The 20401-nt window shown below is 74.7% G+C and carries 18 protein-coding genes and 4 pseudogenes; 10 read left to right on the top strand and 12 right to left on the bottom strand.

The annotated features are described in order from the left end of the window. Positions 1 to 140: 140 nt before the first annotated feature. Positions 141 to 1511 (bottom strand): phosphoinositide-specific phospholipase C-related protein, encoded by a 1371-nt coding sequence (locus ABEB13_RS09180; RefSeq protein WP_345705079.1) that lies wholly within the window; start codon positions 1509 to 1511, stop codon positions 141 to 143. A gap of 146 nt (positions 1512 to 1657) precedes the next feature. On the opposite strand from ABEB13_RS09180, the gene ABEB13_RS09175 reads away from it, so the two are divergent. Further along, positions 1658 to 2290, top strand: a complete 633-nt coding sequence (locus ABEB13_RS09175) for a class I SAM-dependent methyltransferase (RefSeq protein WP_345705078.1) — start codon at positions 1658 to 1660, stop codon at positions 2288 to 2290. On the opposite strand, the gene ABEB13_RS09170 is transcribed toward ABEB13_RS09175, so the two are convergent. Then, positions 2287 to 3420 carry a GntR family transcriptional regulator gene (locus tag ABEB13_RS09170; protein ID WP_345705077.1) on the bottom strand — a complete coding sequence of 378 codons (1134 nt, stop codon included), beginning with the start codon at positions 3418 to 3420 and terminating at the stop codon, positions 2287 to 2289. The genes ABEB13_RS09175 and ABEB13_RS09170 overlap by 4 nt on opposite strands. 331 nt (positions 3421 to 3751) lie before the next feature. Between ABEB13_RS09170 and ABEB13_RS09165 the strand changes: the two genes are divergently transcribed. From ABEB13_RS09165 to ABEB13_RS09155, 3 genes are all read left to right on the top strand, one after another. Further along, complete coding sequence (locus tag ABEB13_RS09165; protein WP_380231171.1) at positions 3752 to 4798, top strand: sugar ABC transporter substrate-binding protein; 1047 nt, start codon at positions 3752 to 3754, stop codon at positions 4796 to 4798. A 42-nt stretch (positions 4799 to 4840) separates the two neighbouring features. Next, entirely contained in the window at positions 4841 to 5638 is a 798-nt protein-coding gene (locus tag ABEB13_RS09160) for an ATP-binding cassette domain-containing protein (protein ID WP_345705075.1), read from the top strand. Between the two features lie 65 nt (positions 5639 to 5703). Next, positions 5704 to 6972 carry a sugar ABC transporter permease gene (locus tag ABEB13_RS09155; protein ID WP_345709605.1) on the top strand — a complete coding sequence of 423 codons (1269 nt, stop codon included), beginning with the start codon at positions 5704 to 5706 and terminating at the stop codon, positions 6970 to 6972. Between the two features lie 164 nt (positions 6973 to 7136). Here ABEB13_RS09155 and ABEB13_RS09150 read toward each other — a convergent pair. Together ABEB13_RS09150 and ABEB13_RS09145 are read right to left on the bottom strand one after the other, a co-directional pair. Continuing rightward, a pseudogene (locus tag ABEB13_RS09150) lies at positions 7137 to 7633 on the bottom strand (GNAT family N-acetyltransferase). 184 nt (positions 7634 to 7817) lie between these two features. Continuing rightward, the gene (locus ABEB13_RS09145; protein ID WP_345705074.1) at positions 7818 to 8387 is read right to left on the bottom strand and encodes a helix-turn-helix domain-containing protein; all 570 of its coding nucleotides are present in this window, start codon (positions 8385 to 8387) and stop codon (positions 7818 to 7820) included. Between the two features lie 181 nt (positions 8388 to 8568). On the opposite strand from ABEB13_RS09145, the gene ABEB13_RS09140 reads away from it, so the two are divergent. Continuing rightward, the gene (locus tag ABEB13_RS09140) at positions 8569 to 8928 is read left to right on the top strand and encodes an STAS domain-containing protein (protein ID WP_345705073.1); all 360 of its coding nucleotides are present in this window, start codon (positions 8569 to 8571) and stop codon (positions 8926 to 8928) included. 135 nt (positions 8929 to 9063) lie between these two features. Next, entirely contained in the window at positions 9064 to 9549 is a 486-nt protein-coding gene (locus ABEB13_RS09135) for a universal stress protein (protein ID WP_345705072.1), read from the top strand. Positions 9550 to 9644: 95 nt separating this feature from the next. On the opposite strand, the gene ABEB13_RS09130 is transcribed toward ABEB13_RS09135, so the two are convergent. Further along, the gene (locus ABEB13_RS09130) at positions 9645 to 10013 is read right to left on the bottom strand and encodes a DoxX family protein (RefSeq protein ID WP_345705071.1); all 369 of its coding nucleotides are present in this window, start codon (positions 10011 to 10013) and stop codon (positions 9645 to 9647) included. Between the two features lie 115 nt (positions 10014 to 10128). Here ABEB13_RS09130 and ABEB13_RS09125 point away from each other — a divergent pair, with 115 nt between their 5' ends. After that, positions 10129 to 10632, top strand: a complete 504-nt coding sequence (locus ABEB13_RS09125) for a metallophosphoesterase family protein (RefSeq protein ID WP_345705070.1) — start codon at positions 10129 to 10131, stop codon at positions 10630 to 10632. Positions 10633 to 10670: 38 nt separating this feature from the next. On the opposite strand, the gene ABEB13_RS09120 is transcribed toward ABEB13_RS09125, so the two are convergent. Then, positions 10671 to 11465, bottom strand: coding sequence for a metal-dependent hydrolase (locus ABEB13_RS09120; RefSeq protein WP_100891285.1), 795 nt, complete (start codon positions 11463 to 11465; stop codon positions 10671 to 10673). 158 nt (positions 11466 to 11623) lie between these two features. Continuing rightward, positions 11624 to 12070, bottom strand: a pseudogene (locus ABEB13_RS09115) (DUF5990 family protein); the annotation flags it as partial. A 114-nt stretch (positions 12071 to 12184) separates the two neighbouring features. Between ABEB13_RS09115 and ABEB13_RS09110 the strand changes: the two are divergent. After that, positions 12185 to 12886, top strand: a complete 702-nt coding sequence (locus ABEB13_RS09110) for an N-acyl homoserine lactonase family protein (RefSeq protein ID WP_345705069.1) — start codon at positions 12185 to 12187, stop codon at positions 12884 to 12886. 31 nt (positions 12887 to 12917) lie between these two features. Here the strand turns inward: ABEB13_RS09110 and ABEB13_RS09105 are convergent, their stop codons facing one another. From ABEB13_RS09105 to ABEB13_RS09095, 3 genes and pseudogenes are all read right to left on the bottom strand, one after another. Beyond that, positions 12918 to 13703: a HEAT repeat domain-containing protein gene (locus ABEB13_RS09105; protein WP_345705068.1), complete on the bottom strand. Its 786-nt coding sequence runs from the start codon at positions 13701 to 13703 to the stop codon at positions 12918 to 12920. Between the two features lie 31 nt (positions 13704 to 13734). Next, positions 13735 to 15549: a murein biosynthesis integral membrane protein MurJ gene (murJ, locus tag ABEB13_RS09100; RefSeq protein WP_345705067.1), complete on the bottom strand. Its 1815-nt coding sequence runs from the start codon at positions 15547 to 15549 to the stop codon at positions 13735 to 13737. A 124-nt stretch (positions 15550 to 15673) separates the two neighbouring features. Then, positions 15674 to 16842 (bottom strand): annotated as a pseudogene (locus ABEB13_RS09095) (DUF5685 family protein). Between the two features lie 302 nt (positions 16843 to 17144). Between ABEB13_RS09095 and ABEB13_RS09090 the strand changes: the two are divergent. Both ABEB13_RS09090 and adhP read left to right on the top strand, forming a co-directional pair. After that, on the top strand, positions 17145 to 17546 hold the full coding sequence (locus tag ABEB13_RS09090; RefSeq protein WP_345705066.1) for a VOC family protein: 402 nt from the start codon (positions 17145 to 17147) through the stop codon (positions 17544 to 17546). 227 nt (positions 17547 to 17773) lie between these two features. Then, positions 17774 to 18787 carry an alcohol dehydrogenase AdhP gene (gene adhP / locus ABEB13_RS09085; RefSeq protein ID WP_345709604.1) on the top strand — a complete coding sequence of 338 codons (1014 nt, stop codon included), beginning with the start codon at positions 17774 to 17776 and terminating at the stop codon, positions 18785 to 18787. 182 nt (positions 18788 to 18969) lie between these two features. Here the strand turns inward: adhP and ABEB13_RS40430 are convergent. After that, positions 18970 to 19251, bottom strand: a pseudogene (locus ABEB13_RS40430) (DUF6188 family protein); the annotation flags it as partial. After that, positions 19241 to 20371 (bottom strand): NUDIX domain-containing protein, encoded by a 1131-nt coding sequence (locus ABEB13_RS09080; RefSeq protein ID WP_345705065.1) that lies wholly within the window; start codon positions 20369 to 20371, stop codon positions 19241 to 19243. The pseudogene ABEB13_RS40430 and the gene ABEB13_RS09080, both read right to left, overlap by 11 nt. Positions 20372 to 20401: the final 30 nt, after the last annotated feature.

The raw sequence follows: 20401 nt of genomic DNA, 5'->3' as shown, positions 1-20401 counted from the left end.
CCGGCGCCCCCGCACCGCCCGCCCCCGGGCACTCCGGGGCGCACCCCGGGGCACCCGGCCGTCCCCGCACCGTCCCCGCGCCACGGCAGGCCCGCCGCAGCAGGATCGTTCGTCTGCGGAGCCAGGCTGCCCCGGCCCGGTCACCCGGCGTCCGCGTACCCGTTCAGGGCAGCCACCGCTGCGCCCGGGTTACCAAGGTCATAGCGGTCGACGGCCAGGAACGAGGGCTTCTTGCGGGCCGCCGGGCGGCAGAACCGCTCCGCGCGGTCCAGCAGCTTCCCGTTGTCGCCCGAGGCGGTCGGTGCGACCGTGACGTCCCGGAAGTGGTTCATCACGAACAGCGGGCGGAAGCCGGGCTCCGTCCGGGTCAGCGGCACGACGTCGTCCGCGCCGTACCAGCGGCTGTAGCAGGACCAGTCCGAGGTGCCGATGCCCGAACCCATCGACCAGTAGTTCTCCACCGTCCACTCCCGCTGGTACATCACCCCGAACGAGTCGCGGGTCAGTCCGGCCGCCTGGTCGGCCGCCCGGCTGTGGTCGGTGAACAGCAGCAGCCGGTGGTTGCCCGCGACCAGGTCCGCCACCCGCGGCCAGCCGTGCTCCCGGACCCCGGCGGTGTCCGGCCGGAACAGCACCTCGGGCAGGCCGCGCACCCGCGCCACCTCGGCACGCAGCACCCCGGGGTCGACGTAGTCCTCCAGGAAGACCGTGGCGATCTCCGACGGGTGCCGGTCGAGGAAGTCGACGATCCGCTGCAGGTCGACCCAGAGCGCGACGGGCCGGCTGACCCAGAAGCAGCTGTCGTGGCAGAGGATCGCGCCGTCGGGCGTCTGGTGGATGTCCAGCATGAACCCGCGCACGCCGTCGGCGAGCTGCTGGTCGATGCCGCGCGCCTGGTTCGGCGCCAGGTTCACGAACGGCGGCGCGAACCCGCCGTCCACGCCGTTGGCGTACGCGTTGTGCGCCGTCAGGAAGGTCATCCGGTCGAGGGTGCGCAGCTCCGGGCCGGGCATCGGCACGGTCGCGGGGGAGAGTGGGGTGAGGTACCAGTCGGTGAGCGGGCCGCTGCCCGCGACGATCAACTCGGCCGGGTAGACGGCGCCCGCGGGCTTCGGGGCCACGCTCAGGTACTGCTCCGCGCCGGGCACCCGCAGCCGGTGCGTCTGCGCCCCGGAGGACAGCACCTCCCACACCGCGGCCGGGTCGGCGCAGCCGACCACCACCGCCCGGGAGCCCGAACGGCCCAGGCAGCGCCCGGCCTGGTCGGTGCTCTCCAGCACGGCCCCGGCGCCCTGCGGCCGCAACGTCCACTGCTGATGGTCCTCGTTGCCCCGGGGGTTGTGCAGGGCCACCGTGCCGCCCGCGTCGGCCGCGTTCAGTCCGGCGACGGCGCTCTGGACGTAGTACCCGCCCGGCGGGAGGTCCGCGGCGGCGGCCATCGCGGGCGGGCCGGCGCAGAGGGCGGCGAGCTGGGCGGCGGCGAGGAGCAGGCCGGTCCGGATCGTGCGCATCGTGGTCCTCCCGTGGGGCCCTGAGGCGGCGTCACCCCATCGAACCGCATCCGGGCGTCATGTACCAGACAATGTGCATGCCCCGTCCGGTGCGTCCGGGACGCCGGCGACGTCCGCGACGTACGATGCCGAGGAGGAGGCCGCCGATGGACCGTCAGGACTGGGACGCCCGCTACCGCGCCGCCGAGCTGCTCTGGGGCGCGGAACCCAACCGCCGGCTGGTCCGCGAGTGCGCGGACCTCCCGCCCGGCCGGGCCCTGGACCTCGCCGCCGGCGAGGGCCGAAACGCCATCTGGCTCGCAGGCCGCGGCTGGCAGGTCACCGCCCTGGACTTCTCCGCCGTCGCGCTGGAGCGCGGCCGGGCGCTGGCCGCCGCCGGCCCGCCCGGCGCCGCCGACCGGATCACCTGGACGGTGGCCGACGCCCGCACCGCCGCGCCCGTGCCGGGCGGTTACGACCTCGTGCTGCTCGCTTATCTGCACCTGCCCGCCGCCGGTCGCCGGGCTGCGCTGCGGCACGCCGCGGACGGGCTCGCTCCGGGCGGCACCCTGCTGGTCATCGGCCACGACTCGACCAACCTGGCCGAGGGTGTCGGCGGCCCGCAGGACCCGGCGGTGCTCTTCACCCCGGACGACGTCCTCGCCGACCTGGCCGGCGTGGGCCTGACGACCGTCCGCGCCGAGCGGGTGCACCGCACGGTGCCCGCCCCGGACGGCCACGGCACGGCGGGCCGCGCGGTGGACGCCCTGGTGCGAATGCGCAGGCCCGACACTCCCTAGACCCCGGCCGCGGTCCGCTCCGCGGTTCTTTCCGCAGTCCTCCCCGCGGTCCTCGCCGCGGCCTGGGTGGGGGCGGGCCGGGTCCGCCGGGAGCGCGGGGAGGCCTCCAGGGCGCGCAGGCCGCCGGCGCGGAAGCGGTCGCGCCAGGCGGTGACCAGCGCCGTCGAGTGCCCGAGCCGACCGGCGACCTCCTCGGCGGCGGCCTGCTCGCAGCCCAGCACGATCCGCGCCCGCAGGGCCAGTCCGCGGTCCGGTGCGTTGGGCGACGCCCAGGAGTGCAGCACGGCCCGGTCCGAGGCGCCGATCGCCGCCGCACCCGCCGTCCGCGGCAGCCGGTCGCCCGGGAGGATGGCCTGGCTGTCGGCGTACCGCAGTTCGGCGCCCTCGTCGCTGATCCGGAAGGCGGTGCCGATCAGCGCCCGGCCGTGCTGGTCGGTGATGGTGCGGTGGACGGCGAGTCCGTCGGCTGCGCCGCCGCCGGGTGCCGGGGCGCGGACCAACTGGACGCGGTCCGCGGCGCGCAGCCGCAGCCCGGCCATCGCCGACCACAGGTAGAGGTCACCGAGGTCGGCGGTCGGCCCGCCGGTCCGATCGGCGGCCGGCCCGGCGTCGGCCGCGGCGGCGGCCCGGCCGAGTTGGGGCACCAGCAGCACCAGCACCGGCGCGAACCAGGTGGTCGCACGCTGCAGGGCGGTGCCGTCCGGGCCGGTCAGCCGGTGGTCGTACGTCAGGGCCGCCCGGTCGGGCGGAATGTCCAGCGCCGCGGCGGCCCAGCGCTCGGGTGTCCGCCGCGCCAGCCGGCCGCCGCCGGCCGCCGGCCGGTCCGGTGGCAGGAAGGAGCCCGGGAACGAGGTGGCCGGCGTGCGGCTGAGCGAGGCCCGGACGGGCCTGGCTCCGGGTGGCGCCAGTGCGTAGGTGCCGAGATGGTCGCCGGCCACCCGCCCCTGGGTGCGCAGGTGCTGCAGGGCGGCGCGGACCGTCTGCCGGTTGACCCCGTAGGCGGCGGCGAGCCGGCGTTCCGAGGGCAGGTTCAGACCGGCGGGCAGTCGCCCGGTGCTGATCCCTGCCGCGAGATCGTCTGCGATGTCCTGGTACGCCGCGGCGCGGCGCGTCCTCTGCTGAGCAGGCATGACGAGGAGACCCCCACTGGTCGTTCCGTAGCCCTACCCCATGACCGTGCACGGTCAGCTTAGGGTATTGGTCTGGACCACTGGTCGGTTTCCGGTGAATCTCCTGTGCAGGATCCGGGGCCTCCTCCCGGCACCCGATCCGCACCGCGTCGCGCCGAGTACCGCCGAACGGGCGGTCTTGTGCGGCTCGTTCGGCCCAGCCGCTGTCGCGGCACCGGCCGGGTCCTCGCAGACTCGAATCCAGGGGTGAGATCGACTGAGAGGCTGTCCCGTGAAGCTCGTCGTCCGTCACATCGTCATCACCGCCACGGCCGTCACGCTCGGCCTCGGCATGGCCGCCTGCGGCAGCGCCGCGCAGTCCACCGGGTCCGGCGCATCCGGTTCGGCGGCTTCCGGCGGCACCGTCAAGGTCGGTCTTCTCCTCCCGGAGTCCAAGACCACTCGCTACGAGCAATTCGACAAGCCGCTGCTCGAGGCGAACATCAAGAAGCTCGTCCCGGGTGCGCAGATCGACTACTACAACGCCAACCAGGACGCGACGCTCCAGCAGACCCAGGTCGACACCGCCCTCACCAAGGGCAACAAGATCCTCGTGCTGGACGCCGTCGACTCCAAGTCCATCCAGGCCTCCGTGCAGAAGGCCCACGACGCCGGCGTCAAGGTGCTCGCGTACGACCGGCTCGCGCAGGGCCCGGTCGACGCGTACGTCTCCTTCGACAACTACAAGGTCGGCCAGCTCCAGGGTCAGGCCCTGGTGGAGGCCGTCGGCGCCAATGCGAGCAAGGGCTCGATCATCATGATCAACGGCTCGCCGACCGACCCGAACGCGGGCCAGTTCAAGGCCGGCGCGCACAGCGCGATCGACGGCAAGCTCACGATCGGCAAGGAGTACGACACCCCGAACTGGGACCCGAACACGGCCAACCAGGAGACCGCCGCCGCGATCACCGCCATCGGCGGGCCGAACGTCGTGGGCATCTACTCCGCCAACGACGGCATGGCCGCCGGTGCCGCCACCGCCATGAAGGCCGCCGGCATCAGCGTCCCGCTGACCGGTCAGGACGCCCAGCTCGACGGCATCCAGCGCATCCTCGCCGGCACCCAGACGATGACGATCTACAAGCCGTACGGACCCGAGGCCGAGGCCTCCGCCGCGATCGTCGCCAGCTGGGCCAACGGCGCCTCGCTCACGCCGACCGAAGTGCCGACCACCGCGACCAGCGGCAGCGGCCAGAAGGTGCCCGCCAACCTGATCACCCCGATCGTGGTCACCAAGTCCAACATCAACGACACCGTGGTCAAGGACGGCCTCTACACCGTCGCGCAGATCTGCACTCCCACCTACGCCGACGCCTGCAAGGCCGCCGGCCTCCAGTGACGCGGGTCCCCACCCGTCCGACCGACAAGGGAGTTGATATCCGTGGAAGGCCCACCCGTTCTGGCGTTGCGCGGGGTCTCCAAGCGGTTCGGCGCCGTCCAGGCGCTCACCGACGTGGAACTCGAGGTGCCGGCCGGTGAGGTCGTCGCGCTCGTCGGCGACAACGGCGCCGGCAAGTCCACGCTGGTCAAGGCCATCGCCGGGGTCTACACGCCGGACGACGGCGTGATCGAGTGGGAGGGGCGGTCGGCCAGCATCCACCGCCCCCAGGACGCCCAGCACCTCGGGATCGCGACCGTCTACCAGGACCTCGCGCTCTGCGACAACCTGGACGTGGTGGGCAACCTCTTCCTCGGCCGGGAGATCCGCAGGTTCGGCATCCTGGACGAGGTCGCCATGGAGAAGCGCTCCCGCGAGCTCCTCGACACGCTGTCGATCCGCATCCCCAGCGTGCGCATCCCGATCGCCTCGCTCTCCGGCGGCCAGCGCCAGGTCGTCGCGATCGCCCGCGCCCTCGTCGGCGAGCCGAAGATCGTCATCCTGGACGAGCCCACCGCCGCCCTCGGTGTCGAACAGACCGCGCAGGTGCTCGACCTCGTCGAGCGCCTGCGCGAGCGCGGCCTCGGCGTCATCCTGATCAGCCACAACATGGCCGACGTCATGGCCGTATCGGACAAGGTCGCCGTGCTGCGGCTCGGCCGCAACAACGGCGTCTTCGACCGGCGCGCCACCAACCAGGAGGAGATCATCTCCGCCATCACCGGCGCCACCGACAACGCCGTCACCCGGCGCAGGGAACGCGGTCAGATCCAGGAGCAAGGACAGGAGGGAGAGCAGTGACCGACGACCCCACCGGCGGGACCGGCCCGGAGCGGCACGAGCGCGCCCCGCTGCCCGAGGACAGCATGCCCAAGGGCGGTGTCAACGCCCCCGTCGAGGTCGCCGCCGCCGCAACCCCGGCGGTCGACCCCCGCCTGATCGTCCGCCAGCAGGGCCTGAGCGGGTACGTGCAGGAGTTCCGCCGCCGGATCGGCAGCGGCGAACTCGGCTCGCTCCCCGTCATCGTCGCCCTGATCGTCATCTGGGCCGTCTTCGGCAGCCTCAACTCCACCTTCCTGTCCGCCCAGAACCTCTCCAACCTCTCCCAGCAGATCGTCGGCACCGGGATGATCGCCATCGGCGTGGTCTTCGTGCTGCTGCTCGGCGAGATCGACCTGTCCGTCGGCTCCGTCAGCGGACTCTGCGCGGCGATCTACGCCGTGCTGCTCGTCACCCACGGCGTCAACCAGTGGGTGGCACTGCTGGCGGCCCTGGCCGGCGGCGCGGTCGTCGGCCTGATCCAGGGCTTCTTCTTCGCCAAGGTCGGCGTGCCGGCCTTCGTCGTCACCCTGGCCGGCAACCTCGGCTGGAACGGCCTGATGCTCCAGATCCTCGGCAGCACCGGCACCGTCAACCTGCCCGGCACCGACATCGTCTCCAGGCTCTACACCACCATCTACGGCCAGCAGGCCGCCGCCTACGGCGCCGCCGCCGTCGGCGTCGTGCTCTTCCTCGTCTCCTCGCTGGTCGACACCCGTCGACGGCGGGCCGCCGGAGTGCCGTTCCGGCCGCCGATGGACATCGCGCTGCGCACCATCGCCATCGCCGTCGTCGGCTTCCTCGCCGCGTACACCCTCAACCAGTACAAGGGCCTGCCGCTCGCCCTGCTGATCTTCCTGATCTTCATCGTGGTGCTGGACTTCGTGCTCCGCCGCACCACCTACGGACGGCAGATCTTCGCCCTCGGCGGCAACATCGAGGGCGCCAGGCGCGCCGGTATCAACGTGTCGTGGACCCGGATCTCGGTGTTCATGATCACCTCCACGATGGCGGCTGTCGGCGGTCTCTTCCTGGCCGCGCAGATCCAGTCGGCCAGCCAGACCTCCGGCGGCGGCAACCTGCTGATGAACGCGATCGCCGCGGCGGTCATCGGCGGCACCAGCCTCTTCGGCGGCCGGGGCAGCACCTGGTCGGCACTGCTCGGTGCGCTGGTCATCGGCTCGATCCAGTCCGGCATGAACATCGAAGGCCTCAGCAACGCCCTCCAGTTCATGATCACCGGTGCGGTGCTGCTGGCGGCGGTCGTCATCGACTCGCTGTCGCGCCGGACCCAGAAGGCGGCAGGCCGGGCCTGACCCTGCTGACCGCGACCGCTGTTGTCCCGCGGTTCCGAGCCCCCTGCGGACCGTGCCGTGCGGCCCCCGTTCCCCCGTCCCCGGACGGCGGGGCGGGGGCCGCGGGCGTGCCCGGGGGCTCCTGCGGGCCACCGCCAACGGGCGGCCGCGCTCGGCGGGGTGGGTCAGGTGCCTGTGGTGAACAGGTGCTTGTAGTAGACGGTGGTCGGCCGGAGCGTGCCGGCCGGATCGGTCGCGTAGTCGGGGATGGAGCCCAGCGGCGTCCAGCCGGCGGCGCGGTAGAGCCGCTCGGCGGCGCTGCCGGTCTCGGTGTCGAGCACCAGGAGGGTCCGGCCCGCCCGGAGTGCCGCCGCCTCGACGAGGGCCAGCAGGTGTCGACCGAGACCCCGGCCGCGCGCCGCGTGGTGCACCATCAACTTCGCCACCTCGGCCCGGTGCCGGCTGTTCGGCAGCTCAGCCAGGGCCAGGCTGACCGTGCCGGTGAACGCCCCCGGCGCGCCGGTCGCCCAGACCAGCAGGTGGCCCCCTCGACGGCATCCGCCCGTGCGCGCCACCAGGCCGAGGCCTCCGCTGTCGTCAGCGTCGCGGGGAAGCCGAGCGAGGCCCCGCCGCGGACGGCGTCCAGCAGCAGGTCGGCGAGGCCCGGCGCGGAGTCGCGCAGCGCGTCCGCGTCGAGGGGGAGGGGCGAGCTGTGGGTGTGGGTGGTGTGGGTGTGGGGCCTCGGGGGAGTGGCGGAGGTCGGGTGCGGCAGGGACGGGGACACGGTGCTCCCTCGGGACGGTCGGGTGGTCGGGTGGTCGGGTGGGGGTGGTCGGGTGGGGGTGCGTCCGGCCGGGGCGCGGGCCTCAGGGCAGGACGAGGGCGAGGACGTAACGGGCGGGCTCCGGCCCGGGGTTGCGGAACGCGGAACGCCCCCAGAGCCGGAAGCGCAGGCAGTCGCCGGGTGCCAGGCGGTGCAGCTGCTCCTGCACGGTCAGCTCCAGTCGGCCCGCGAGCAGCCAGAGGTGCTGCTCCAGGCCGGGGACGGACGGGCCGTCGTAGGCGATCGACGCGTCGGCCGGGAGGATCCCCTCCACCAGCTCGCCGCGCATGCCGCTCTGCGGCGGCGAGACCGACCGCCGGACGAATCCGGTGGCCGGGTCCGTCCACACCGGCTGGTCGTGCGCGCGCAGCAGTCCGGCCGCGTCCTGCTCCACCTCGGCGAGCAGCTGGGACATCGTCCGCCCGTAGGCCCGGCAGAGCCGGCCGAGCAGGGCCGCGGTCGGGCTGATCTCGGCGCGTTCCAGCCGGGAGAGGGTGGAGCGGCTGATGTCCGCACGTCGGGCGAGCTCCTCCAGTGACCAGCCGCTGCCCGTCCGCAGCTCGGCGAGCCGGGAGGCCAGGCGGAGGTCCAGTGGATCGATGTCGGGTCCCATATTCGAGATGATATCCCAAATATGGGACAACCTCTCATATCTGGGCCGCGCTTGGTGCTCCGACAGTCCCAGGCGCGGCAGGGGCAGGGCTGCCCCGGCCGAACAGCCGAACAGCCGGACGGGGGTGGCCGACCTATCGTGGAGAGGCGGTGCGGGGGTGCAGGCGGGCGAGGAGCGAGCGATGGAACCGGACGGCGGACAGTTGGACGTCGAGGTGCGGCAGACGGCGCATGCCGTGGTCGTCCGCCCCGAGGGCGAACTCGACCGCGACGGTGAGGGACCGCTGCGCCGTGCGCTGGAGCAGGCCGTCGCGGCCCCGGCCGTCCTGCTGGTGGTCGACTGCGGCGGACTGACCTTCTGCGACTCGGCCGGGCTCGACCTGCTGCTCGGCGCCCGCGAGGCGGTCGAGACCGCCGGCGGCACCCTCGTCCTCGCCGAGCCCGGCCCGGCGATCATCGGGCTGCTGGAGATCGCCGGGGCCGAGGAGGTACTGCGGGTCTACAGCACCGTGGCGGAGGCGCTCGCGGCCGACATCGGGTGAGGCCGGGTGGGGTCGGGTGGGGTCGGGTGAGGTCGAACGGCCCCTGCGGTGGCAGGCCTGCACGGTCCGCAGGGTGCCGTCCCGGGGCCGCCCCCGGCCTTCGCACGGTCCGGCCCCGGGGCTACGCTCGGGGCCGTGAGTGATGACACGTCCGCCGAGCGGGTGCCGGCTGCGGGTTCCGGCTTCGAGCGGGGCACCGACGGCCCCAAGGTGATCGTCGCCGGGGCCGACGGCTCCGAGGCGTCCTGGCGTGCGGTCGCGTACGCCGCAGGCCTCGCCCGCCGCCAGAACGCCCTGCTCGCCGTCGTGTTCGTGCAGCCGCTGCTCGGGGCCGCGGCCGCCCTCGGCGTCCCGGTCGCCGAGGCCACCGGTGCCGTCGCCGAGCAGTTGGTCGGCGAGATCCGGGCCTCCGTCGAGCGGCTGCGCGGCGTCTACAGCGTTCGCTGGAAGTTCGTCACCTTCCCCGGCGACCCGTACAACGGGCTCGTCCGGGCGGCCGACGAGCTGAAGGCGGACGCGGTGGTGGTCGGCGCCTCGGAGCGGGCCGGGCACCGGATCATCGGCTCGGTCGCGGTGCGCCTCGTGAAGGCCGGCCGCTGGCCGGTCACCGTCGTGCCCTGACCGGCGGACTTCCGCTCCCCGCCGGATCACCGCCCCACCGGCCGGGCGGACGCCTCGCCCGCCCGCCGGATCGCCCGCTCCGGGTGCGGTCGCGGTCAGGCCTGGCGCCGCACCCGCAGCGCCCACAGCACCAGCGGTGCCTGCAGCGGCAGACGGGCCAGCGCCATCGAACGCCACGGCTCCGGACGGTCGCGCCAGTCGTAGGCCATCTTCACGTTGGCCGGGAACACGGCCGCGAACAGTCCCGCCGCGGCCAGCGCCCCGGCGGCCCGGGTGCGGGGTGCCAGTACGGCAGCCCCGACCGCCAGTTCCGCCGCCCCGCTCGCGTACGTCCAGCTGCGCGGCGAGCCGGGCAGTGCACGGGGGACGATCGCGTCGAACTGGCGCGGAGCGGCGAAGTGCGCCACCCCCGCGGCGATCAGCAGACCGCCGAGCGCACGGGCGGACGGGAAACGGGCGGGCATCGGCGCACCTCTCCGGCGAAGGACACTTTGGTTACCCGACAGTAGTATCCGGATGCCCGCCGCGGGAAGGGCGTGCCGCGGCCACCCCCGCCGTGGCGACCTGCAGACTGCCCGGGTGCGTCTCCTCCTGGTCTCCGACACCCACGTCCCCGCCCGCGCCCGCCGGCTCCCTGCCGACCTGCTCGCCGCGATCGACGACGCCGACGCGGTCGTGCACGCCGGGGACTGGACCGACACCGGCACCCTCGACCTGCTGGCGGAGCGGGCCGGCCGACTGATCGCCGTCCACGGCAACAACGACGGACCCGAGCTGCGCTCCCGGCTGCCCGAGACCGTCCGTGCCGACCTCGACGGGGTACGCCTCGGCGTCGTCCACGAGACCGGCCCGGCGCAGGGCCGCGAACGGCGCTGCGCCGAGCGCTTCCCCGACCTCGACGTCCTCGTCTTCGGCCACAGCCACATCCCGTGGGACACCGTCGCCGCCAACGGGCTGCGCCTGCTCAACCCCGGCTCGCCGACCGACCGCCGCCGACAGCCGTTCTGCACCTACATGACCGCGCAGATCCGGGACGGCCGTCTGGACGACGTCCTGCTGCACCGGCTGCCGCCGAGAGTCTGAACGGACGTCGGCCGACGGGAGCCGGGCAGTCGAGGGTGTCAGCCGACGAATCCCAGCGCGGCGACCGCACCGAGCGCGCCGAGGCCCATGAAGACCGGCATCAGGACCTTGATCTCCACCCAGCTGCCGGCCCGGAAGCGCATCGCCTTCGGCGGGCCGATCGGGTACCAGCGCTTGCGGCCGATCGGGATCGGCCACAGCACCGGGCACCCGGAGACCGTCAGGGCGTCGCCCAGGCAGTGGATCAGCGAACCGAGCGCCACCGGCAGGCCGATCCACAGGTACTCCTGGCCGGGCTGGTCGAACAGCCACCCCGCACCGTTGCCCGGCTTGTCGAGCACGCTGGCCAGCGTCCACGCACTGGTCGCGCCGAGCAGCCAGACCAGGATGTCGCTGGACATCCGCGCCTGCCGCCACAGCAGGCCCTCGACGGCCAGCACCATGTGGATGAACAGCACCACCAGCACGCCCCAGCGCCCGCCGTACGCCGAGAACACCGATGCCACCGCGCCGGAGAGCGCGGCCCAGAGCCAGGTGTGCGTCAGCGTCCGGTGACCGCCGTTGCGCTTCGGGTCGCCCTTGCCGCGGGTGGCCTTGTAGGCCGCGGCGCCGATCTTGTCGATGACCTCGCACAGACCGCGGGAGATCGGCCCGAACGCCCGGGAGACCGTCGCCGCCTTGTGGTCGAGGTCGGGGGCGAGCGCCGCGCCCGCCGATATCAGCGCGCCGGCCAGCAGGACCGGCCACGGCATGGGGTTGTCCAGCGCGTACGCCGCCGCTCCAGCGGCCAGCCAGGCCGTCGCGCCGGAGAGCGCGTGTGCCGGTCCCATCATGGTGCTTCCCACCCCATCCGCAGTGCGGGCGCGCACCTGCGCGCCCGGTCGGGCGCAGCATAGCCGAGACGATCAAGGGTTCGACGGGCGGGCCCTGACTGCGGTTCAGCCCCTGCGGGGCCGGGGTCGGCCGTACCGGAACCGGTCGCCCGGGGCCCGGCCGACCACGTGATGAGCGGGGGCTCGACCTGGGCGCAGAGCGGTCGGCCGCGGGCGTCGGTCAGCCCGAGCCGCCCGACCAGGAGGCCCGTCCCGACGGCGGCGGCGAGCACGTCCGGATCGACCGCCTCCAGCATCAGCTTGGCCCGCCGGAACATCCGAAACGCCCCGGTCTCGTCGACCTCGCCCCAGGACAGGTAGACGAAGCGTCCGCCCGGTCCGCCCTGGACGTACGGGCCGCGCAGGTCGGTGCCGGTCGGGGTCGGGGTGGCCGTGCACTCCAGCGTCCAGCCGGACGCGGCGGCGTCCCCCGGCTGCAGGTCGAGCAACTCGCCGGGCCGGCTGCGGCGTTGCACGGCGACATGGATGTTCGCCGCTCCGGGGAAGCCGGTACCGGGCGCGCAGGTCCGCCCCGGCAGGTCGAAGGCGTCGATACGGATCCTCATCGCGCCATCATCGCCGGGCCGGCCGGGCCGGCGACGGAGGAGGTCCGTCGCTCCGTTGCTCCGCTCCGCGCGAACGGCCCGGACAGCTGCCGTCGGTCCTGGGAGGGTGGCGGGATGGGTGACGACTGGTTGGTCCACCGCTTGGACCTGGGGTACTTCGTCCGCCCGGCCGCGGAGGCCGGTGGTCCGCGGCCGCGGGTGGAGCCGGTGCTGGCCTACCTGGTGCAGGGCCGGGGTGAACTGGTGCTCTTCGACACGGGTATGGGAGCGGTCGACCCGGAGACGGAGCGGTACTACCGGCCGCGTCGCCGTCCGCTGCCCGAGGCGCTGGCGACCGTCGGGGTCACGACCGCCGATGTCTCACTGGTGGTCAACTGCCACCTGCACTTCGACCACTGCGGTGGGAACCCGCTGCTCGCCGGTCGGCCGGTGCTGGTCCAGGCCGTCGAACTGGCCACCGCCCGGGCGGGCGGGTACACCATGGACGCGTTGGTCGACTTCCCCGGCGCGCGGTACGAGGAGCTCACGGGCGAGGCCGAGATCCGGCCGGGGCTGCTGGTCCTGCCGACACCGGGGCACACCGACGGCCACCAGTCGCTGGCCGTCCGGCGGAGCGACGGCACGGTGCTGCTCGCCGGCCAGGCGTACGACTTCGCCTCCGGGTTCGGGTCGGACCGGGCGGCGCGTTCGGCGGCCCGCGACGATGCGGAGCCGCCGCTGCCCGGCCGGCGGGCCTGGCTCGACCGGCTGGCCGAGCTCGACCCGCGGCGCGTGCTCTTCGCCCACGACGGCGCGGTCTGGGAGCCGCCGCGCTGACACCCGGACGGCGTCCGTGGCGGGCAAGGGCTCAGTCCCGTACGGCCTCGACGGCTTCCCTGACCGCGGCGGTGGGGTCCTCGGCGAGCCGGTCCAGGAGCTCGGCGACGCCCGGCGTCCGCCAGCGGCCGACGGCCCAGGCGAGCGCCTCGCGCACCTCCGGGTCGGGGTGCTCCACCAGATGGGCGAGGACGGGCAGCGGGCCGCGGCGCCGCATGCCGAACCAGTGCAGGGTTTCCCGCAGCGCGGCCGAATCCCCTGGCCTGCCCGCCGCCTCGACCCGGGCGATCAGGACACGTGCCGGCGGCGGTGGGCCGTCCAGCTCGTGCGGACGCCGCTCGCGCAGCCGCCGGGAACCGTACTCCCCGCGGACCCGGCAGCCGTAGCACGTGCAGGGCACCCGGCCGTTGGAGTCCGGGAAATACCGCCAGCCGGCCACCTGCGGAGCGCTGCGGATCCGGCGCACCTCACGGGCCGTCACCGCCCGTGGCACGAAGACCTCCCAGCCGCGCGGGTCCGCCATCGCGGCGAGCCGGGCCACCGCCTCGGCGGCCGTCACCCGTTCCGGTGGCCGGTTGTAGCGTCCGACGGTCACCGGTTCCGCGTCGTCGAGCCGCAGGTGGACGGCGACCATTCCGCCGCGGTTGCCGTGGCGGGCCAGCTCGCGCAGCCACTGGTGGGTCAGGGTGTGCGACCGCAGCACCGGGAAGCAGAACACGCCGCGCGAGCCCTCGCGCCCGCGGCTGTCCGCCCGGATCCCGACCCGCCGGATCCTGGGTGCGTCGGCCGCTGAGGTGAGGTGGACGAAGGAAGCCATGGCGTCCGATGCTAGCGCCGCGTCCGGCAATCTAGGCGGGGTAGCGGATCCGCAGTCGCCGGGCCAGCGGGGCTACCGCGGGGCCCGCGCCGAGGGGCCGGGCGAACAGGAAGAGGGAGATCAGTACCGCCGCCGAACCGGCGGCGAGGCCCGCCAGGTTGCCGGCCGTGCCGTCGCCGAGGGCGGTGCCGATCCGACCGGCGGCCCAGTGCCCGGCCAGCGCCCCGGGCAGGCAGGCGAGGCCGATCGCCCCGTGCAGGAGGGTCACCCCGCCGCCGTCCAGGCCACTGCGGATCCGCCCCCGCGGTCCGCGCGCGGTCGCGTCCTGCCCGTTGGCCGCGACGGCGGCCCGGAGCCGTCTGCCGAGCACCACCCCGGTGACCGCCACCCCGAGGAGGCAGGCCGCGCTCTGTCCGAGGGCCATCCCCACGATGATCTGTCGCAGCGGCAGGGTCAGGTAGGCGGCTCCGGCCAGGCCCGCGTTGGTGGCGGTGGTCAGCAGGGTCAGCCAGAACGGTGTGCGGGCGTCCCCCAGTGCGTAGAAGCCGCGGGCCAGCGCGTACTGCGCGCAGAAGGCCGGGATGCCGATCGCGAAGGCGACGAGCGTCTCGGCGATCACCCGGGCGTCGCCCGCGTGGACCTGGCTGTGCCGGTAGGCGACGGCGCTGATCTGCGGTGCCAGCGCGAGGAACAGCACGGTGGCGGTGACCACCGGAGCGGCGGAGGAGCGCAGCACACCGGCCAGATCCGTCCCGATCGCCCGGTACCGGCCCGCAGTCGCGGCGCGTGACATCCGCGGCAGGACGGCGGTCACCAGCGAGATCGTGATGATGCCCTGCGGGATGACGAAGAAGGCGTAGGCGTTGGTGTAGGAGGCGATCCCCACGGCGTCGGGCAGATGGGCCAGTTCGGCCCGGTGGCCCGCATCGGCGCTGAGCCGGCTGATCACGGCCCAGGAGACCTGGGTGGCCACGACGAGCAGCAGCGCCCAGCCGGCGGAGCGGATCGGCCGTCCGAGGCCGGTGCCGCGCCAGTCGAAGCGCGGCCGCCACCGGTACCCGGAGCGCCGTATCGACGGCACCAGCGCGAGGGCCTGGACGACGATGCCGAGCGTACTGCCGACGCCCAGCAGCGCGGTGGCGCCCGGCGTCACGCCGTCCGCGTGTTCGGCGTGGTACCCGACGCCGATGTAGAGCCCGAAGACGCCGATCGACACGACGTTGTTCAGCACGGGGGCCCACATCATCGCGGCGAACCGGTCGCGGGCGGCGAGGATCTGGCCCAGCAGGTTGAACACGCCGTAGAAGAAGACCTGCGGCAGGCAGTAGCGGGCGAACGCGATGGTCAGGTCGCGCTCCGGGCCCGGCCCGTAGGGCGAGTAGACGTCCACGAGGAAGGGTGCGGCGGCGACCGCACCGGCCGTCAGCACGAGCAGGGCGATCCCGGAGATGGTCAGCAGCCGGTCGGTGTACGCGGCGCCGCCGTCCCGGTGGGTCTGTGCGGCCCGGACGAGTTCCGGGACGAACACCGAGGCGAGCACGCCTCCGATGAGCATCTGGTAGATGGTGTTGGGCACCGAGTTGCCGAGGTTGAAGGGATCGCCGACGTCGTGCACGCCGAGGGCGGCCGCGACCGCGGAGTTCCGGACGAAGCCGAGCGCCCGGGAGGCCGTCGTGCCGAGAGCCATGACCATGCCGTTGCGGCCGGGTGAGGCAGCCGGCTCGGCGGGTGCCGTCGGCGTTGCGGCAGCCGCCTCTTGGCGGGGTGCGGGGATCCGTAACGGCACGGTCGGCGGGTCGGTGCTGTCGTGCGGGTCCGCGGCCCCCGCGGTGGCATGCGTGTCCATGGCCCCCCGGCTCGGTGTCCTGTGCCCGCGGCGGTGACCGCGGTGCACGTCCTGCGCTGTACGTCGTTCGGCGGCCCCCAGGCCGCACCGGGCGGAGCGGTCTGCCCCGCGGCGCTGCGCCGGGTCAGCTGCAGTCGCAGCCGCAGTCGCAGCAGTCGCACCCGTCACATCCGTTGCAGCAGTCACAGTCGCCGCATCCATCGCACGCATCGCACGCGTCGCAGCAGTCGCAGTCGCAGTTGCGCTGGCACCAGCCGTCCCGGCGCTGCCGGCTGAACGGGTCGTCGTGCTCGCAGCACATCAGCTGGCACGTGCAGGCCATCACCGCCCACACCGCGCAGCCCGCCAGCGGGGAGCGCGGCTGCGGCGGCTTCGTCGGGGGTTCCCCGGTCAGCGGCCCGCCCGGGTGCTGACCGTGCGCGGCGGCCGAGCACCCGGCGCCGTGCCCGAACTCCCGGTCCACGGCGAGCCCCGGTTCGTGCGCCAGCAACCTGTGCACCAGCGCCCGTTCGTGGAACCGGACGTCCTTCAACGCCAGGCGTATCCCGTGCACCGCGTCCCGGCACAGCCGTTCGGCCTCGGCGCGGTCCGTCCCCGTCGCCGTCAGCGGGTTCCACCGGCCGCCGGCCGCGTCCGCGGACTGGTCCTCCGCGGCGTCCAGCAGGTGCGCCAGCCGCCCGAACAGCCGGCCGGCCTCGGCCAGCGCGGCGGCGTTCTCCGGCCGCCCCGCCAGCGCCGCGGTATGGGCGAACGCCGCGGCAGTCGCCGTCTCGGTCGGCTCGGTCACCAGCAGCACCGACGACCCCGGCCGGGCCGCGAGCTCCAACTCCTCCTGGCGTCCGGCCGCTTCCAGCAGCACCGCGGTGTCGAAGCCGAGTCCGGCGCCGCCGCCCGCGCTCTTGCGGTCCCAGCGGCGGGCCACCGCCCGCGCACCCGCGGCCACCGGTCGGCGGGCGAACACACCGTCCGCGTCCAGCACGTGGTCCCGCACCTTCACCGAGGCCAGCGCCAGCGACACCGCGGCCGCCAGCCGCGCCCCTCGCCGCGCGCGACCTCGGCGGTGCGCATGCCGCGCAGCGGGCAGGGCCCGGCCGTCCGCCGGCCGCCCGCCGACCGCGGGGCCTGCGCCTCGACCAGCACCGACACGATCAGACCGTCGTAGTTGGTGGCCGTCCTGGCCAGCTGCCCGTGGTCGTCGCGCAGGGCCAGGCACAGCCCGCACAGGTGTGCCAGCCACGAGCTGCGCAACCCCTCCGACAGGCTGTGACGGCACGGCCTGATGATCCCGAACACCGTTCCCCCTTCGGCCCGGCCCGGCGGCCGGCCTGAACGGCCGTCATCCTAGACGAGCCCTCCGGACGTCGTCCGTGGCCGTCGTACAGAACCGTCGGGCATGGGCCTGCCGGACACAGGCCTGCCGGACACAGGCCCGCCGGACGCAGGCCCGCCGGGCGCAGGCCCCGCCGGGTCGGCCGAAGGGCCCTCGACGGCGCGGCGGCCCCCGCGTAGGGTCGGCGGTGCGGCATCGCGTGTCGGTCACCGGCCGGGTGAGGCATGGAGGTGTCCGCGAGGTGCCTTACGGAGGCATTCCGCACATGTCCGTCGAGTTGAACCACACCATCGTCCACGCCCGGAACAACCGGGAGTCCGCCGAATTCCTGGCGGGGATCCTCGGCCTCGCTGCCGGGGCCGAGTGGGGCCCCTTCGTCCCCGTCGCCACCGCCAACGGCGTCACCCTGGACTTCGCCACCGTCCCCGCCGGGCCGATCACCGCCCAGCACTACGCCTTCCTCGTCTCCGACGACGAGTTCGAGGCGGCGTTCGAGCGGATCCGGCAGGCCGGGATCACCTACTACGCCGACCCGCGGATGGCGCTGCCGGGCGAGATCAACCACCACCACGGCGGCCGGGGGCTGTACTTCCTGGACCCGGCCGGCCACGGCATGGAGATCATCACACGCCCCTACGGCAGCCACCCGGTGACGCCGGGCCGCTGAGGCCTGTGACCGACCCGCCGCGTGCGGGGGCTCCGCGGTGACGCCGCCGCCCCCGCATGCGGTACCCGTTCCTCCGGGTTAGCGTGGCTTCGCGCCGCCCGCCGCAGGGACGGCCCCGCCCGACCCGGCCGCCCGACCCGGCACCGGTGGCGCGCCACCCTCCGAGACCGGAAGGCCGCCCCGTGAACGATGCCGCGATGCACCGCGCCCCCGCGCCCGGCGCCACGATGAAGGCCGCCGTCGTGCGCGACTTCACCGCGCCGCTCACCGTCGAGGACCGCCCGCTCCCCGAACCGGCCCCGCATCAGGTCAGGGTCAGGATCGAGGCCTCGGGCCTCTGCCACACCGACATCCACGCCGCACGCGGCGACTGGCCCGTCCGGCCGAGCCCGCCGTTCGTGCCCGGCCACGAGGGCGTCGGCGTCGTCGAACAGGTCGGCGACCAGGTCCGGCACGTCCACGTCGGCGAGCGGGTGGCGATCCCCTGGCTGGCCGACGCCTGCGGCCGCTGCGACCACTGCGTCACCGGCTGGGAGACGCTCTGCCTCCAGCAGCACAACTCCGGCTACTCGGTGGACGGCGCCTACGCCCAGTACGCCCTCGCGCACGGCGACTACGTCGTCCCCGTCCCGGACGGCATCGATCCGATGGACGCGGCGCCGCTCTCCTGCGCGGGTGTCACCACCTACAAGGCCGTGAAGATCGGCGGCGCGCGGCCCGGGTCCCGGGTCCTGGTCTCCGGCATCGGCGGCCTCGGCCACCTCGCCCTCCAGTACGCCCGGATCTTCGGCGCCGAGACCGTGGCCGTCGACGTCACGGACGCCAAACTCGACCTGGCCCGCGAGCTCGGCGCCGACCACGTCGTCGACGCCCGGACCCAGGACGTCGCCGCCGAGGTGCAGCGGCTCGGCGGCGCCGACGCCGCGATCTCGCTCGCCGTCAGCAACGAGTCCTTCACCGCCGCGTACGGGGCGCTGCGGCGCGGCGGCGTCCTCGTCCTGGTGGCGCTGCCCGCCGAGGGCACGCTGGAGATCCCGGTCTTCGACACGGTGCTGAACGGCACGTCCGTGGTGGGGTCGATCGTCGGTACCCGGCAGGACCTCGCCGAGGTGTTCCGGCTGCACGCGCTGGGCCGCACCCGGGTGATCCGGGAGTCCCGGCGGCTGGAGGACGTCAACACCTGCTTCGAGGAGGTCCTCGCAGGCACGGTCTCCGCACGCCTGGTCTTCGACCTGCGCTGACACGGGGCGTACCGACGCCGGGGGCACCGGCCTCGCCCGGGCCCGCCCGGGAGGGGCCGCCCCGCAGTCGGACCGCCAGGGCGGTCAGACCGCCAGGTAGCCGCCGGGCTCCGCCGTGAACAGCGGCCCGTGCGGGCCGGCGACCCGCCAGGCCTCGGCTCCGGCCGGACCGCCGGTGTCCGGGGGACGGAGAGCTGCCCGGCGGCGCCGAAGTCCAGCTCCAGACCGCCGGCCCGGGTGACCCCCGCGCCGATCACCCGGGCACCGACCAGCGCGGACAGCGCCCCCGAGGGGCCGAGGGCCAGCCGCGGGTAGAAATGCTCGACCTCGGTGGCCGTCCGCAGCCGGAAGTCGTTCGCCGCCGTCACCACGACGCCCCCGGACAGCGCCACCGTCAGGCGGCCGGCGACCGAGATCGCCTCGACCCGGCAACCGGTCAGTGCGGACTCGATCTCACCGGCCACGGGACCTCCTCGGACAGCACGACGCGCGTCGCTCCATTGTGTCCCGGTGCCGTCCCACCGCCCAGCGTTCAGGGTGTCGGCGCGCCCCCGACCAGCTCGATCGGGCCACCCGGTGCGTCCCGCGCCGCCAGACAGGCGGCCGCCCGCGCCCCGGCCCGCCCGGCCGGTACCGCCCGCAGGCCCGGGACACCGCCCGCCCCGGCGACCGTGCCGCCGTCGAAGACGTACACCAGCCGGGCGGGCCCGCCGCCCCCGGCAGCCAGTCCAGGCCGAGCAGCCGGCCCGTCCCGCCCTCCAGCCGTCCCCGGACGGCCCGGGCCGCCGCCTGCCGGGGCGTCTCCGCATCCGCCGCGACCACCGCGCCCGGCAGCCGCACCGCCTCCGCCGCATCCGCCCCGGTGTCCCTGCCCGTCCCGCCGTCCGCGCCCGTCCCGCCGTCCGCGTCCGCCCCCGCGTCCTCGACCAGGATCCGGCCGGCGGGATCGGTGGCCAGCACCCGGACCTCGGCCCGGATCCGCGGCCGGGTCGCGATGTAGGTGTCCCGGTCCAGCGGTGGCGTCACCGGCGGCCGGTCCCCGCCCGCCAGCTCCAGACCGGCCGCCGCGGTGTACGCCGGCGTCGGGAGCGGCGGCAGGAACGCCCGGCTGTGGCCGACCGGCAGGCTGTCCTCCAACTCCACCGGACCGGCCCCCGCCGGCGCCCGCAGGCAGGCCGCCACCCGCCGCGACAGCTTCGGCGGCAGCGCCGACGCGGCCTGCGCGGCCGTCACGAACACGTACCCGCCGAGCTCGTCCTCCTGCAGCCGAAGCCCGGACAGCTGAGTGGCGGTCAGCGGCGATGCCCAGTAAAGGAAGGAGACGATCGGCGGCCGGAAGACGTCCAGCGACCAGTCGACGCACGCCAGCGCGCCCAGCTGCGCCCGCACCCCCAGCTCCTCCGCGACCTCCCGCACCGCGGTGTCCCGCGGGGTGGCGTCCTGCACCTCCCAGCCGCCGCCCGGAACCTCGACCGGGTGCCTGCTCTCGTACACGGCGCGCACCACCATCAGCCGCCCCGCACCGTCCGGGAACAGCACCCCGGCCGCCGCCAGCGGATCGCACCCCGTCCTCGCAGCACCCACGCTCCACCGTCCCCCTGTGTAGGCCGTACG

This window comes from Kitasatospora paranensis, assembly GCF_039544005.1.
Taxonomy (GTDB): domain Bacteria; phylum Actinomycetota; class Actinomycetes; order Streptomycetales; family Streptomycetaceae; genus Kitasatospora; species Kitasatospora paranensis.
Note: the sequence above shows the minus strand (reverse complement) of the source record. Positions and strands in the feature narration are given on the sequence as shown.